The 14526-nt window shown below is 56.6% G+C and carries 13 protein-coding genes; 6 read left to right on the top strand and 7 right to left on the bottom strand.

Annotated elements, in window-relative coordinates; translation table 11 throughout:
• Positions 1-1074 carry a quinolinate synthase NadA gene (nadA, locus tag VF684_RS17105; RefSeq protein ID WP_244776425.1) on the bottom strand — a complete coding sequence of 358 codons (1074 nt, stop codon included), beginning with the start codon at positions 1072-1074 and terminating at the stop codon, positions 1-3.
• A 140-nt stretch (positions 1075-1214) separates the two neighbouring features.
• On the opposite strand from nadA, the gene VF684_RS17100 reads away from it, so the two are divergent.
• Positions 1215-3320: a methyl-accepting chemotaxis protein gene (locus tag VF684_RS17100; RefSeq protein WP_139440725.1), complete on the top strand. Its 2106-nt coding sequence runs from the start codon at positions 1215-1217 to the stop codon at positions 3318-3320.
• Positions 3321-3389: 69 nt separating this feature from the next.
• On the opposite strand, the gene VF684_RS17095 is transcribed toward VF684_RS17100, so the two are convergent.
• A complete protein-coding gene (locus VF684_RS17095) occupies positions 3390-3845 on the bottom strand; it encodes an NfeD family protein (RefSeq protein WP_139440724.1) in 456 nt (151 codons plus the stop codon).
• On the bottom strand, positions 3842-4765 hold the full coding sequence (locus tag VF684_RS17090; RefSeq protein WP_139440736.1) for an SPFH domain-containing protein: 924 nt from the start codon (positions 4763-4765) through the stop codon (positions 3842-3844). The genes VF684_RS17095 and VF684_RS17090 overlap by 4 nt, the downstream gene beginning before the upstream one ends.
• Before the next feature lie 197 nt (positions 4766-4962).
• Here VF684_RS17090 and cysG point away from each other — a divergent pair, with 197 nt between their 5' ends.
• The 5 genes from cysG to cysC all read left to right on the top strand — a co-directional run bounded on the left by cysG (position 4963) and on the right by cysC (position 11374).
• Positions 4963-6411: a siroheme synthase CysG gene (gene cysG, locus VF684_RS17085; RefSeq protein ID WP_440174347.1), complete on the top strand. Its 1449-nt coding sequence runs from the start codon at positions 4963-4965 to the stop codon at positions 6409-6411.
• Positions 6412-6507: 96 nt separating this feature from the next.
• Entirely contained in the window at positions 6508-7476 is a 969-nt protein-coding gene (cysD, locus tag VF684_RS17080; RefSeq protein ID WP_440174346.1) for a sulfate adenylyltransferase subunit CysD, read from the top strand.
• Positions 7477-7488: 12 nt separating this feature from the next.
• Positions 7489-8916 (top strand): sulfate adenylyltransferase subunit CysN, encoded by a 1428-nt coding sequence (gene cysN, locus VF684_RS17075; protein ID WP_440174345.1) that lies wholly within the window; start codon positions 7489-7491, stop codon positions 8914-8916.
• Between the two features lie 4 nt (positions 8917-8920).
• Complete coding sequence (locus VF684_RS17070; protein WP_440174344.1) at positions 8921-10645, top strand: SLC13 family permease; 1725 nt, start codon at positions 8921-8923, stop codon at positions 10643-10645.
• Positions 10646-10783: 138 nt separating this feature from the next.
• On the top strand, positions 10784-11374 hold the full coding sequence (cysC, locus tag VF684_RS17065) for an adenylyl-sulfate kinase (protein WP_440174343.1): 591 nt from the start codon (positions 10784-10786) through the stop codon (positions 11372-11374).
• 338 nt (positions 11375-11712) lie between these two features.
• Here the strand turns inward: cysC and VF684_RS17060 are convergent, their stop codons facing one another.
• The 4 genes from VF684_RS17060 to VF684_RS17045 all read right to left on the bottom strand — a co-directional run bounded on the left by VF684_RS17060 (position 11713) and on the right by VF684_RS17045 (position 14242).
• Positions 11713-12024, bottom strand: a complete 312-nt coding sequence (locus VF684_RS17060; protein WP_159144343.1) for a heavy metal-binding domain-containing protein — start codon at positions 12022-12024, stop codon at positions 11713-11715.
• Between the two features lie 56 nt (positions 12025-12080).
• Positions 12081-12854 carry a hypothetical protein gene (locus VF684_RS17055; RefSeq protein ID WP_236563053.1) on the bottom strand — a complete coding sequence of 258 codons (774 nt, stop codon included), beginning with the start codon at positions 12852-12854 and terminating at the stop codon, positions 12081-12083.
• 249 nt (positions 12855-13103) lie between these two features.
• The gene (locus VF684_RS17050) at positions 13104-13775 is read right to left on the bottom strand and encodes a hypothetical protein (RefSeq protein WP_440174342.1); all 672 of its coding nucleotides are present in this window, start codon (positions 13773-13775) and stop codon (positions 13104-13106) included.
• Positions 13776-13864: 89 nt separating this feature from the next.
• Positions 13865-14242 carry a hypothetical protein gene (locus VF684_RS17045; protein ID WP_159144340.1) on the bottom strand — a complete coding sequence of 126 codons (378 nt, stop codon included), beginning with the start codon at positions 14240-14242 and terminating at the stop codon, positions 13865-13867.
• Positions 14243-14526 lie beyond the last annotated feature (284 nt).

The following is a 14526-nucleotide window of genomic DNA, read 5'->3' as shown; positions in this document are numbered from 1 at the left end:
TCAGGCGTTGCCCTGGGTCTTGAGCTTGAGTTCGGCGGCGAAATTGAGCATCCGGTCGAGGGGGATCAAGGCTTTGACCCGCAGATCTTCATCGACATGGATCTCGTGGCGTTCGGTACCATCGGTGAGGGCCTCCTTGATCGCCACCAGACCGTTCATCGCCATCCAGGGGCAGTGGGCGCAGCTGCGGCAGGTAGCGCCATCGCCACCGGTCGGTGCTTCCACCATCTCTTTCTCCGGACAGGCCTGCTGCATCTTGTAGAAGATGCCCCGATCGGTCGCCACGATCAGCTTCTGCTGGGGCAGCTCTTTGGCCGCCTTGATCAGCTGACTGGTGGAGCCCACCGCATCGGCCAGCTCGATCACCGAGGCGGGGGATTCCGGATGAACCAGCACGGCGGCGTCCGGATTCTGCTCTTTCAGCTCGCGCAGGGCACGGGCCTTGAACTCGTCGTGGACGATGCAGTGGCCTTGCCAGCGCAGCATCTGCGCCCCGGTCTTCTTCTCGATATAGGCACCCAGATGGCGATCCGGGCCCCAGATGATCTTGTGACCCAGACTGTCGAGGTGCTCGACGATTTCCAGCGCAATGCTGGAGGTCACCACCCAGTCAGCCCGTGCTTTGACTGCGGCCGAGGTATTGGCGTAGACCACCACGGTGTGGTCGGGATTGGCGTCGCAAAACGCTGAAAACTGCTCGATGGGACAGCCCAGATCGAGCGAGCATTCGGCCTCCAGCGTCGGCATCAGCACCCGCTTGTGGGGGCTCAGGATCTTGGAGGTTTCCCCCATAAAGCGCACCCCGGCGACGATCAGGGTTTGCGCCTCGTGATCGCGGCCAAAGCGGGCCATCTCCAGCGAGTCACCGACGAAACCGCCGGTGGCTTCGGCCAGCGCCTGGATCTCGGGATCCGTGTAGTAGTGGGCAACCAGTACCGCTTTGCGCTCCTTGAGCAGCGCCTTGATTTCTGTGGTCAAGGTCGTTCTCTGCTCGGCACTCAGGGGAAGAGGTTTGGCCGGAAAGGGGTAGTCCATCGCGACTACCGGCGGGACACTGCTCAGTGCATTGCTCATTGCGACTGTTCCATCAACGCTCGGGAAGGCAAAAATTATAACCAGAAGCCTGCCACAAACCCATCAACAAATCGGGTGAAGCGCAAGTGGGCGAATATACTCAAGTAATTCGTTGTTATTCTGCCATAAGGAGTTGTCGCATGAAGCAACGTTCCCTCAAGTTCAAGCTGTTGTGCCTTACCATGGGGCTGTTTCTGCTGACCGGGCTGGCCATGACCCTGTTGCAATCGGCCTCGTTCAGTTCCCTTCGCAACATGGTGATGACCCAGACCAGCGATGCACTGGAAGAGGAGGTCTCCCGCAGCCTGCAGTATCAGGCAGAGCGCTATGCCATCCAGATTACCTCGCTGATGCAGAACTCCTATCAGATCCCCCTGACCGTGACCGCCCAGATTGAAGCCGGTATGGCTAAACCGGAACTGCGGTTGTCGCGGCCCCAAGTGGAGTCTCTGCTCGGCAGCAGCCTGCAGCAGGCGAGCGGGATCAGCTCCATTTATGCCCAGTTTGAACCGGATGGCTATGATGGCGAGGATGGCAACTGGCTGGGCGGGGCCAGCCACTCGGTGGCAGGCAAGGGGAGTCTGGAGGTCTATTTCACCAAGGATCAGGGAGGGGCCGTCGCCCAGCAAGCGGTGGACGCCGCTGCCAGCGAGGCCAAGTTTGATACCTCCCTCAACGAGTTTGGCATTCGCAACAGCGAGTGGTATCTCTGTGGTCGCGATACCCGCCAGCCCTGCCTGATGGAGCCCTACCTCTACGAAATCAGCCCGGGCAACAAGATGCTGATGACCAGTCTGACGGTGCCCGTGCTGCGTGACGGCAAGTTTGTCGGGCTGGCCGGTGTGGATATGAACCTGCCCATTTTTCAGCAACTGGCTGAAAACCTTGGCAAGAGCCTCTATGACAACAAGGCGGATGTGACCCTGGTCAGCAAGATGGGGCTGATTGTGGGCAGCAACCGCTATGCCGACAAGCTGGGTCGTCCACTCAAGGAGGTGGGCCTGACCTTGCCTGACGGTCAGCCGGTCAGCAGCGACAGTGACTTTATTCTTCATCAGCCCATCCGGGTTGAGGCAGCCAATACCCAGTGGTGGTTGATGATCAAGGTGCCCAAGGCGCTGGCGCTGAGCAAGGCGCACGCCATCAGCAATGAACTGGGCACCCTGCTGGTGGATGCCCAGCGGCAGCAGATCATCGCGATGGGCGGGATCACTTTGCTGGTGCTGGGCTTACTGGTCTGGTTTATCCAGACCATCACAGCGCCACTTTCTCTTATCAGCCGCCATGTGGGCCATCTCTCCAGCAACGAGGGTGACCTGACCCAGCAGATGGAGATCGACACCCATCAGGAGCTGATCGATCTGGGTTCTCAGCTCAATGCCTTCCTCGGCAAGCTGCGGGGCATGGTGCAAATGAGCAAGGGGATTGGTCAGCAGGTCTACCAGCAGGCACGGGAGATGAAACATACCGCCGACACCATGCGTAGCAGTCTGGACGAGCAGAATCTGGAGCTGGAGAGCGTGGTGAGCGCCATGCATCAGATGAGCACCACGGCAGTCAGCGTGGCGGGTTATGCCGAGCAGGCGGCGCAGGAGTCGGAAGCGGCGACCCACCACATCAATACCGCCCAGCAGACCCTCAGCAATGCCCGCAACGAGATCCATACTCTGGTCGGCGATATGCATGAGGCGGATAAAGCGGTGGCGCTGGTGGCCCAGCGCAGCACCAATATCAGCCGGATCCTCGATGTGATCCGCGCCATTGCCGAGCAGACCAACCTGCTGGCCCTCAACGCCGCCATCGAAGCGGCGCGGGCAGGGGACATGGGGCGTGGCTTTGCGGTGGTGGCAGACGAGGTGCGGGCGCTGGCGACCAAGACCCGTGAATCTACCGACGAGATCGGCCAGCTGATTGGTAGCCTGCAGACCGAGGTGAGCAGCAGTCAGCGTCTGATGAATACCGGCATCGAGCGCTCCACCACCACGGTGCAGGGCACCGAGCAGGCGTTCGAGGCGCTCAATCGGGTGGTGGCCCAGATCCAGCAGATCCACGACCACATCAGTCAGGTGGCCACCGCCGCCGAGCAGCAGAGCGCCGTCAGTGACGATATCAACAAGAATTTGATGCGGATCGGCGATACCGCCAACGTGATCGGGCAGGAGGCCAGCTCCAGCCATCAGCTGAGCGAAGCGCTGGAGCAAGCGGCCACGGCGCTGGCCAGTCAGCTCGATCGGCTGCGTACCTGAGTGGCAGCCAGAGAGACAAAAGCCCGCGAGCGATCGCGGGCTTTTTTATGACTCGATGGTAGAGTTGCGTCAGTTGCGGAGTTCAACCAGCAGGATGTGGGAGTCGGCCCCTACCACCCTGACCTTGCTGCCTGCAGGCAGCGACTCGTCGCAGCGCACCGTCCAGACCGTGTCGTCCAGATGTACCCGGCTGGTGCCTTGGGCGACATCATCCAGCAGGGTCAGCTCGCGGCCCATATAGCTCTGCATCCGCTCGTTGATGGTGCTGGCGGCATCTTGACCCGAGTTGTCACGCTGGTGCTGCCAGCGCCACCAGGCCCAGGTGGTGAGCAGGGATTGCACCGCAAACAGCAGCAACTGCGCCTGCCAGCCAAAGGGCCAGATCAGTAGCAGTAGCCCCACTTCCAGCGCGGCGATGCCGGTCCAGAGCAAAAAGCCCACCGAGCCGAGCACCTCGATGGCCAGCAGAATGAAGCCGAGCCCCAGCCAGTGCCAGTGGGTCAGCCCCTCTAACAGGGCTGTCATGACTTGCTGCCCTTGCCATCTTTGCTGAACAGCTCGGCCATGCCAGCCACCGAGCCAATCAGGCTGCCCGCTTCCAGCGGCATCATGATGATCTTGCTGTTGGGGCCTTCGCCGATGCGGGCAAGTGCCTCGGTATATTTCTGGGCCACGAAGTAGTTGATGGCCTGCAGGTCTCCTTCCGCAATCGCCTGGGAAACCATGTGGGTTGCCTTGGCTTCCGCTTCGGCAGCCCGCTCCCGCGCTTCGGCGGCGAGGAAGGCGGCCTGACGCTCACCTTCGGCTTTGAGGATCTGGGACTGCTTTTCGCCTTCCGCTTTCAGGATTTTGGACTGGCGCACCCCTTCGGCTTCCAGTACCTCGGCCCGTTTCTGGCGCTCGGCCTTCATCTGGGCGTTCATCGCCTCGACCAGTGCCAGCGGCGGGCGCACATCTTTAATCTCGATGCGGGTCACCTTGATGCCCCAGGGGGCGGTGGCGGCATCCATGGTGCGCAGCAGTTTCTCGTTGATGGTGTCGCGCTGGGAGAGCATCTCGTCCAGCTCCATGGCGCCGAGCACGGTCCGCATATTGGTCATGGTGAGATTGCGGATGGCGCTGGTGAGATCGTTGACCTCATAACCCGCTTTGCGGGCATCCACTACCTGCACAAAGCTGATGGCGTCGATGGTGACGTTGGCGTTGTCGCGGGAGATCACCTCTTGTGCCGGGATATCCAGCACCTGCTCCATCATGATGATTTTGTGGCCGACCCGATCCACGTAGGGGATCAGCAGGTTGAGACCCGGGGTCAGGGTGCGGGTGTAGCGGCCGAAGCGCTCCACCGTCCAGTTGTAGCCCTGGGGCACTATCTTGATGCCCGCGCTCAGGGTGGCGAGCACCAGGAACACAAAAATCCCTAGCACAATCAATGATTCATTCATCATTTAGCTCCTTATGAAACACAGTCCCTAGCCTATGGTCTGGCGTCAGGTACCACAAGTGACTTCGTACGCCTTTGTCATGAATTGGCTTTGCTAATTACCAAAACGCATTAAAAAGCATTTTTTATTATTTTGAGGGATAAGATGCCCTGCCTATAGTCGCCCCATATTAGTCGTGTTCCGAGGGATGGGCCGAAATGGATTATTTACCTATGTTTGCCAAGTTGGAAGGCCGCCCGGTACTGCTGGTGGGCGGGGGCGAGGTTGCCCTGCGCAAGGCGCGCCTGCTGCTGGCGGCCGGTGCCCGGCTGACCCTGGTCTCCCCGAAGCTTGAACCGGAATTTGCGGAATTCACCGGTCGTTTCACCCATCTGGCGGAGCGCTTCACCCCGGCCCATCTGGCTGGTCAGATTTTGGTGGTGGCGGCGACCGACAACCTCGAAGTCAACGCACTGGTTTATCAAAGTGCCAATCAGCTGGGTCTGTTCGTCAACGTGGTGGATGACCCCAAGCGCTCCAGCTTTATCTTCCCCTCGATCATCGATCGCTCGCCGCTGATGGTGGCGGTCTCCAGCGGTGGCAAGGCGCCGGTGCTGGTACGCCTGCTGCGCGAGCGGCTGGAGAGCCTGCTGCCACGCCATCTTGGCGGGCTGACCGAGCTCTCCGGCCGGGTCCGTGACAAGGCCAAGCGGGTGCTCTCCTCAATTTCCGATCGTCGCCGCTTCTGGGAGCGCGCCTTTGCTTCCAACACCCTCGCCAGCCTGATTGAGAAAGAGGATTGGCAAGGTGCCGAGCAGTGGCTGAGCGATGGCCTCGATCAGGCGAAAAGCGAAGTAGGAGAAGTGGTGCTGGTCGGCGCGGGCCCCGGCGATCCGGGCCTCTTGACCCTCAAGGCGCTGCAACAGATTCAACAGGCTGAAGTGGTGCTTTACGACCAGCTGGTCTCCGCCGAGATCCTCGATCTGGTGCGCCGCGATGCCACTCTGGTGTCGGTCGGCAAGAAGGCGGGAGCCCACAGCGTGCCGCAGGAGGAGACCAATCGCCTGCTGGTGGAGTACGCCAAGGCGGGCAACCGGGTAGTGCGGCTGAAAGGGGGCGATCCCTTTATGTTTGGCCGGGGGGGCGAGGAGCTGGAAGTGCTGGCCGATGAAGGCATCCCCTTCTCTGTGGTGCCCGGCATCACGGCTGCAGCCGGTGCCACCGCCTATGCCGGCATTCCGCTCACTCACCGTGATTACGCCCAGAGCGCTGTCTTTATTACCGGCCACTGCCAAAAAGAGGGCAAGGAGCCCGACTGGCAGCAGCTCGCCGCCACCAGTCAGACCCTGGTCATCTACATGGGGCTGATGCGCTCCGAGCATATCCAGCAGCAGTTGGTGGATCACGGCCGAAGCCAAGCCACCCCCATCGCCATCATCGAGCGCGGCACCACATCCCGCCAGCGGGTGCTGACCGGCACGCTGGCCGATTTGGCGGAGCTGGCCAAACAGGCGGTGAGCCCGTCGCTTATCGTCATCGGCGAAGTGGTCGCCCTGCGCGATCGGCTCGCCTGGTTTGGGGAAAAGAGCGGAGAGCAGGGCGGCGAGCAGCAGCGCGCTAACCCGGATCTCGATGGCTGCGACCTCAAGCTGGTGCAGCTGGCCTGACCGAGAAAGAGATATTTGATGCGGCTGCCAGCGCGGCCGCGCACTGAACCACCCAGCGCCCCGAGCAGGCGCATAAGCAATGACCCGAGGACCAACATGGACCGTGAAAGATTGACCCACTTGCAGCAGCCGAACGCGGAGAGCAGTCATGCAGGTGTCTCTCGTGAAAGATTGACACATCTGCAGCAGCTGGAAGCCGAGAGCATCCATATCATCCGCGAGGTGGCTGCCGAATTTGAAAACCCGGTGATGATGTACTCCATCGGCAAGGACTCCTCCGTCATGCTGCATCTGGCCCGCAAGGCCTTCTATCCGGGCAAGATCCCCTTCCCCTTGCTCCACGTCGATACCGACTGGAAGTTCAAGGAGATGATCAAGTTCCGCGACGAGACAGCCAGGAAGTTCGGGCTGGATCTCATCGTCCACAAGAACCCGGAAGGGCTCGCCATGGGCATCAACCCCTTCGTCCACGGCAGCGGCAAGCACACCGACATCATGAAGACCGAGGCGCTCAAGCAGGCGCTCAACAAATACGGCTTCGACGCAGCCTTCGGTGGCGCCCGTCGCGACGAGGAGAAGTCCCGCGCCAAGGAGCGGGTCTACTCCTTCCGTGACAAGTCCCACCGCTGGGATCCGAAGAACCAGCGCCCCGAGCTGTGGCGCGTCTACAACAGCCAGGTCAACAAGGGGGAGAGCATCCGGGTGTTCCCGCTCTCCAACTGGACCGAGCTGGATATCTGGCAATACATCTATCTGGAAAAGATCGACATAGTGCCGCTCTACTTCGCCGCTTACCGTCCGGTGGTGGAGCGCAACGGCATCAAGATCATGGTGGATGACGATCGTATGCCCATCGGCCCGGAAGACGAAGTGAAGCAGGAGCTGGTGCGTTTCCGCACCCTCGGTTGCTACCCGCTGACCGGAGCCATCGAATCCGATGCCACCACCTTGCCGGAAATTATTGAAGAGATGCTGCTCACCACCTCGAGTGAGCGGCAAGGGCGGCTGATTGACCACGATCAGGCTGGCTCCATGGAGCAGAAGAAGCGTCAGGGATATTTCTAAGGAGTCGTCAGCATGAACAGCCATATTCAGACCGCCATCACCGAACAGGGCATCGAAGCCTATCTGCACGCCCAGCAGCACAAGAGTCTGCTGCGTTTTCTCACCTGCGGCAGCGTGGATGACGGCAAGAGCACCCTTATCGGTCGCCTGCTGCACGACTCCCAGCAGATCTATGAAGATCAGCTCAAAGCGCTGGAGTCCGACAGCCAGAAGCTCGGCACCACCGGCGAGAAGCTGGACCTGGCACTGCTGGTAGACGGCCTGCAAGCGGAGCGCGAGCAGGGCATCACCATCGACGTGGCCTACCGCTATTTCTCCACTGCCAAGCGCAAATTTATCATCTCGGATACCCCGGGCCACGAGCAGTACACCCGCAACATGGCCACCGGCGCCTCCACCTGCGATCTGGCCATCATTCTGATCGACGCCCGCAAAGGCGTGCTGGATCAGACCCGCCGCCACAGCTTTATTGCGAGCCTGCTCGGCATCAAGCAGTTCGTGGTGGCGGTCAACAAGATGGATCTGGTGGAGTTCAGTCAGGAGGTGTTCGAGCGCATCAGTGCCGATTACCGCGAGTTCGCCAAGAAGCTCAGCGTCGACACCATCCATATCGTGCCGGTCTCGGCGCTGGACGGTGACAACGTGGTCAACCAGAGCGACAAGCTGGCCTGGTACGAAGGCGAAACCCTGCTCTCCCTGCTTGAAACCGCTGAGGTGGAACGAGAGCTGGAGCGCCATCCGGTGCGCCTGCCGGTGCAGTATGTAAATCGTCCCAACCTCGATTTTCGCGGCTTCGCGGGCACGCTGGCCTCCGGCATCCTGCGGGTGGGCGACCGGCTTGCGGTGCTGCCGTCGGGCAAAGAGAGCACGGTGACCCGCATCGTCACCTTCGACGGAGATCTGGAGTACGCCCTGCCGGGTCAGGCCATCACGGTCACCTTCGCCGACGAGATCGACATCAGTCGCGGCGACCTGCTGGTGGATGCCGCCAAGCGGCCGCAAGTGACCCAGAATCTGCTGGCCCATATCGTCTGGATGGGGGAGGAGTCCCTGCAACCGGGCCGGGTCTACGACGTCAAACTGGCGACCAAGAAGAGTCGCGGTCAGGTGGAGGCTATCCGCCACCGCATCGAGATCAACAAGCTGGACGAGCTGCCCGCCAGCGAGCTCAAGCTCAACGAGATCGGCCTGTGCGAGCTGAGCCTCACCGATCCGGTGGCGTTCGACCCTTATCAGGAGATCCGCGATACCGGCAGCTTTATCCTGATCGACCGGCTGACCAACGTCACCGTCGGCGCCGGCATGATAGTGGAAGGCTTGGCCGCCAAAGCGGTAAAAGGGCACTACAGCGAGTTCGAGATCGAGCTCAATGCGCTGGTGCGCAAGCACTTCCCGCACTGGCAAGCCCTTGCCATCGGTAACGACACAAGCAAGGAGTAAGCCCATGACCTGGCAACAATTCCTGGTGCTGGGTCTGCTGGCTGCTCTCGTGGCCCTGCTGATCCAGGGCAAACTCCGCCCGGCGCTGCTCTTCTCGGGCGCCGTGCTCATCACCTACCTGAGCGGGCTGGCGGATATCAATGCCGTGGTGGCGGGCTACACCAACAGTGCCCTGCTGACCCTGGTGCTGTTGCTGCTGGTGTCGCTGGCGGTGGAGAAGACCCGCATCATGAGCTGGTTCGCCAATCTGGTGGGCACGGGTTCATTCAACAAGGTGCTGGTGAAGGTGTGGTTCTCCACCGCCTTTCTGTCGGCCTTCGTCAATAACACCGCCGTGGTGGCCTCCATGCTGGGAGCGGTCAAACGCAACCCCAACCACGCGCCGTCGCGTCTGCTGCTGCCCATGTGCTTCGCGGCCACCTTTGGCGGGGTGCTGACTCTGATCGGCACCTCCACCAACCTGATCGTCAACAGCTTCCTCATCAAGATGGGGGCGCCGCCGCTCGGCATGTTCGACTTCTTTATGGTGGGGGCGGGCACCCTGCTGACCGGCCTGGTGGCCGTGCTGCTGTTTGCCCGTCACCTGCCGGAGCAGGACACCGAGATGAGCCGCGAAACCGGCTACTTTCTCGAAGCCAAGGTGGGCGCCGGTTCACCGCTGGCGGGGCGCAGCGTCAAGGAGAACGGCCTGCGCAGCCTGAAAAGCCTCTATCTGGCGGAAATCATTCGCGGTGAGCAGGTGATCTGCCCGGTGCAGCCGGAACACGAGCTGCACGAAGGGGACGTACTGCTCTTTTGCGGCGATGTGGAGAGCGTCGGCGTGTTGCAGGAGATGAAGGGGCTGGATCTCTACGGCCAGCACCGCCTCAACGGCCAGCATCTGGTGGAGGTGATCGTCAGCCACAGCTCGCGGCTGGTGGGTCAGACCATCAAGGATGCCGAATTTCGCACCCACTTCGATGCGGTGGTGCTGGCGGTGCGTCGCGGCGAAACCCAGCTTACCGGCGGCCTCGGCCAGATTGAACTGCACGCCGGTGATACCCTGCTGCTGGCCCCCGGCCCCCAGTTTGCCCGTAACAAGTCGCTGGGGCGGGAGTTTGTGGTGGTGAGCGGGCTGGAAGCCTCCACCCGCCTCGATGGCAAGCGCAGCGCCGCCGTGGTGCTGGGGTTTCTCGGGGTGCTGGCGCTCTCGGTGTTCGAGCTGGTGCCGCTGTTCAAGGGCTTGCTGCTGATGCTGGTGGCGCTGCTGCTCACCCGCATCCTGACCCTGGACGAGATCCGCCGCCGCTTTCCGCTGGATATCTGGCTGGTGGTGGGCGGGGCGCTCGCCATCGCCGATCAGCTGGAAAAGAGCGGACTGGCCAAGCTTATCGCCGACTGGCTGATGGGGGAGTTCAACGGTGCCAGCCCCATCATCGCCTTTATCGGTATCTATGTGTTTACGTTGGTGCTGACCGAGTTGATGAGCAACAACGCCGCCGCCGCGCTGGCTTTCCCCATGGGTTACCAGCTGGCGCTCAGCATGGATGTCTCGACCATGCCGTTTATTCTGGCGGTGCTGTTCGGGGCGAGCTCCAGCTTTATCCTGCCCTACGGCTACCAGACCAACCTGATGGTCTATGCCGCGGGCAACTACAAGATGCCGGACTACCTCAAGCTGGCCTTGCCGGTCTCGCTGGCCTATAGCCTCGGGGTGATTGTGATGGTGCCCCTGCTGTTTCCGTTTTAAGGCGTGAGCGCCAATCAAGGGGTGTTGGATGAGTAATGCCATGGCATCAGCACGTTGTCGGCGGATAGTCCGAGGCGGCTCCCCGTGGTGCCGGACAGTTTAAGTTTTGAGGCGCGAGCGCCAATCAAGGAGTATTGGATGAGCAATATCGTGTGGCACAAACATGCCGTGGACAAACAGAGCCGGGCCGAGCTTAAAGGGCAAAAGCCGCTGGTGATCTGGTTTACCGGGCTCTCCGGGGCGGGCAAATCCACCCTGGCGGGGGCGCTGGAGCAGGCGCTGGCGGCACAAGGCAAGCACACCTATTTGCTGGATGGGGACAATGTGCGCCACGGTCTCTGTGGCGATCTCGGTTTCGATGACGCCGCGCGGCAGGAGAATATCCGCCGGGTCGGTGAGGTGACAAAACTGATGGTGGATGCGGGCCTTATCGTGCTCACCGCCTTTATCTCGCCATTTCGTGCCGAGCGGGCGCTGGTGCGCAGCCTCTTGGGCGAAGGGGAGTTTGTCGAAGTCTTTGTCGATGCACCGCTCGCCATCTGTGAAGAGCGCGACCCCAAGGGGCTCTACAAGAAGGCTAGGGCAGGGGGAATTCGCAACTTTACCGGTATCGACTCCGCCTACGAGGCACCGGAGCAGCCGGAGATCCATCTGCTTAACGCCGGCAAGCCGGTCGCTGCGCTTGTGGATGAGCTGCTCACCGCCCTGCGGCAAGGGAACTACCTGTAGTTGGATCGGTAGAACCTATAACAAGCGCCCGGCAGCCGGCCAGTTGGCTACTACAGGCGCTGATGGGCTGGCGGTAGCCACTATAAGCAAAAGTGGGTCATTATCAGAAAACCCATAAATCCAGCTTATAGTGGCACCGATGAGCCTTGAGCCACCCCAAGGCAGCCGATAGCAATCCCGTAAGAGGATCTTCCGATCCTTGCTTATACCGCGGTGGAGTTATTCGCGATTGTCCGAATACGCTGCGCTATTCGAACCTACGGGCTAACGTTTAAGCAGTGTGGCGCAAGCCGCATCGTGGTGAATCGTCATACAAAAGCGCATTGTTAGAGCATTTTTCATTCTGCAATCACAGCATCACCATAAGCTACCACATATGTGACTTCCCACTGCGAGCCTTGCGCGTGATAAGAGCCGGAAACAAGACGTACATTTACTACAGCATTGGCTCCCTTCTCTTTAGCGGCAGAGAATAAGCTGCGAAATATTTCATCACTTATTTTTGGGATATCTCCGGCGATTCCTTTTTTTGTATATTCAATCAAACCAAGTGACTTTGTAATTTTCCTACCTGGTATTTCTTGAAGCGTATAGCACCCTTCTATAAGGGCCGAACTTTCTTCGGGACCACTTAAGCCAAATAAACCCATGCTCTCTCCTTTTTATTGCTTTAACTTTTAATTGTGGAGCGGTGTGCGCTACCAAACTAATTATTTATTATGTTTGTTGCTGAATACTCTTTTTTTACGATCTCTTGTGCTAGCGCAGTCGCCTCTGCAGCAGTTGCGAACTTTTGTTTATAGAAATAAAAAAAGGCGATGTTGTACTGAGCTAACTCTATAAAAATGTAATTGTTAGTTGAATGGAAGAAATAAAAATCTGGATTTTTTGTACGCAAAACACACAGTGAGTTATGTTTTTGTAATTTCGATTTAATTGTAAGTGTTTTTAGAGCATTTCGGAGGTTAGAAAATACTTTTGATGGACTCTGATTTATTGGGCCTTGAAACATGGCGATAGGCATTTTACCAATATAAGGAATATAGTCCGCACCTTGAACTTTATTTAAATTTCTACGAAGATCAAGTATGTGAAATTTGTATTCAATAATTTCTAGCCATAGAATTATTTTATCTAACTCATCATTCGTGAAGTATTCATAGCGCAGATCAATTTCACTAAATTTATGAGTAAGGTATCTTTCTAATTCGCCAAGAATACTATTGTTGCAATCTGGGCATGCGGGAACGGTAGTTTTATTATATGTCTGCGCATTTCTATTGGTTGTTGTGATAAAAGTTCTTTTTGTACAGCGTTCATAAACCCATTGTGGAATGACATGCTCTTTAGTCAAGTTATGAATTTCGCCACAAAATATACAGATATTTACTGAATGCTCTTCAGTAATAGAGTTTATCACCATACTTTGATGGGATTTTATCTTTTTCCGAAACTCAATAAGCTTTCTATCCAGACTCATATTTTAATTTAACCATTATCTCGTATATTTTGCTAAAAATCGTAGGTTGGTGCTGAACGAAGTAAAGCCCAACATTTACCGCGAAACGTATCTGCACATCTGTTTTACCGAATGCTCCAACCCGTGTTTATTCCACTCTGGTTGCGGTGCTCATGCTCGTCTGTTGGGCTTCGCTACGCTCTGAGCCAACCTACCACAACCACGTGACCGCCCCTTAGTATTAAAATTTTAGATGCAACAATGTGGGAATTACGAGTTTCTTGGGAAGTTGTCTGGATCAAAATATGGGTCATTCTCCCAGCCCATTTCAATTTTGACACACTCTCTAAATACTACTGCCTCCCAGTGACGAAGAAGGCATTGTGCCGATTTGAACTCCTTTTCAAAATTTTCTAAAAATATACCTACACGGTCATAGCTCTTCTGCTTATTGAACGCGATTTTTCTAGATATGCCAAAACGAAATAGGTCTCCGGAAGGGTCAATTTCATGATATGCAGTAATAATATTGTTTGTCATTTCAAGGCGAGCATCATTATTAATTTTGTAACCATAACTGATGAGCCAATCTCTGCAAGCTAACCATATTTTTTCAAGATCATGGCTATTAAGAGGTGCAGCATCAAAGTTTTTGTCAAAAGTATTTATTGAATGCATTAATGCTTTTAAATGTAGCTCAATTACTTGTCTCGATATGTGAGCAACTGGTGCGATCCAATTTGCAATCCCTGAAATACGGTATTGTTCAATTAATTCATCAGCGGCCATGCCAAAGTCGATAGCAAGTTCAGAATACCCACATGAAGTATTATGGTTTTCAACATAAAAGATTGATTTATGGCTTTTTTTATATTCTAATGATGGCCCTTTCCATATTTCATAGTGAAATCTAGGATCGCTGGAAATTTTATTTTTTGGCATTAAATGATTCTTGCTGATGATGAGTAATTAAACTAGTTGCATAACTCCAAAGCAAAGCTATGGTGATTTACTGCCTAGTGATACTATTTTTAGCTTTTCTTTAGAACGAGCTTGTCACCTGAATTGCTAATTATTTTATAACTCCTGAGTTTGTTAAGCGCTGCGACACCTCCAGATGCAACAGAGATAGCTATCGCGCTCATAGCTGTTCCAGCACCTAAGATCCCGACGGCAGCTCCTCCTGTTAATGCGGCGATACCTTTTGCGCTTGCTTGAGTTGCCGGTTCTGGTACGGGGTAAAGAATCGCAACCACAGCAACTCCTATGGCTCCGATTGCAATAACCCATGCAACCTTACCAGTTGCTTTAATTTTTATTACTTTATCTCTTAAGCTGCCTTCTATCTCAATGGTATCTTGATCTTCGTTAAGAGCTTTTCCTAAATCTTTTTCATTATTAATAGCCATTATTGTATCCTTCCTTATTAATTAACAATCAGAACATGAATGTTGAAATATCGAGGAGATATATGACTCCATCACGAGCTTATCCGTTTCATCAAGCAACGCTACCGCCCCTGAATTTCAGCCTCCAGCTTGCTGCTTTACCTGCGATTTGGCACTGACTTGGTTCATGGCTGACTCCTGCGAGAGGTTGCCAAGCGGCTATGTTACCGAACGGGGCTGGGGTGAAAAGCGCAAGCGGGTGGTTTTCTGAGCAAGATCAATAAATTAATAAATAACGGGTGGCG

It is taken from the genome of Aeromonas sp. Lyrl_2, from assembly GCF_051948815.1.
Taxonomy (GTDB): Bacteria; Pseudomonadota; Gammaproteobacteria; order Enterobacterales; family Aeromonadaceae; genus Aeromonas; species Aeromonas veronii.
Note: the sequence above shows the minus strand (reverse complement) of the source record. Positions and strands in the feature narration are given on the sequence as shown.

Coding starts and splice junctions, on each gene's coding strand:
- cysD (WP_440174346.1), top strand. CDS start 6,508: ATGGACCGTGAAAGATTGACCCACTTGCAGCAGCCGAACGCGGAGAGC.
- cysC (WP_440174343.1), top strand. CDS start 10,784: ATGAGCAATATCGTGTGGCACAAACATGCCGTGGACAAACAGAGCCGG.
- nadA (WP_244776425.1), bottom strand. CDS start 1,074: ATGAGCAATGCACTGAGCAGTGTCCCGCCGGTAGTCGCGATGGACTAC.
- VF684_RS17100 (WP_139440725.1), top strand. CDS start 1,215: ATGAAGCAACGTTCCCTCAAGTTCAAGCTGTTGTGCCTTACCATGGGG.
- cysG (WP_440174347.1), top strand. CDS start 4,963: ATGGATTATTTACCTATGTTTGCCAAGTTGGAAGGCCGCCCGGTACTG.
- VF684_RS17090 (WP_139440736.1), bottom strand. CDS start 4,765: ATGAATGAATCATTGATTGTGCTAGGGATTTTTGTGTTCCTGGTGCTC.
- VF684_RS17055 (WP_236563053.1), bottom strand. CDS start 12,854: ATGAGTCTGGATAGAAAGCTTATTGAGTTTCGGAAAAAGATAAAATCC.
- VF684_RS17050 (WP_440174342.1), bottom strand. CDS start 13,775: ATGCCAAAAAATAAAATTTCCAGCGATCCTAGATTTCACTATGAAATA.
- cysN (WP_440174345.1), top strand. CDS start 7,489: ATGAACAGCCATATTCAGACCGCCATCACCGAACAGGGCATCGAAGCC.
- VF684_RS17060 (WP_159144343.1), bottom strand. CDS start 12,024: ATGGGTTTATTTGGCTTAAGTGGTCCCGAAGAAAGTTCGGCCCTTATA.
- VF684_RS17070 (WP_440174344.1), top strand. CDS start 8,921: ATGACCTGGCAACAATTCCTGGTGCTGGGTCTGCTGGCTGCTCTCGTG.
- VF684_RS17095 (WP_139440724.1), bottom strand. CDS start 3,845: ATGACAGCCCTGTTAGAGGGGCTGACCCACTGGCACTGGCTGGGGCTC.
- VF684_RS17045 (WP_159144340.1), bottom strand. CDS start 14,242: ATGGCTATTAATAATGAAAAAGATTTAGGAAAAGCTCTTAACGAAGAT.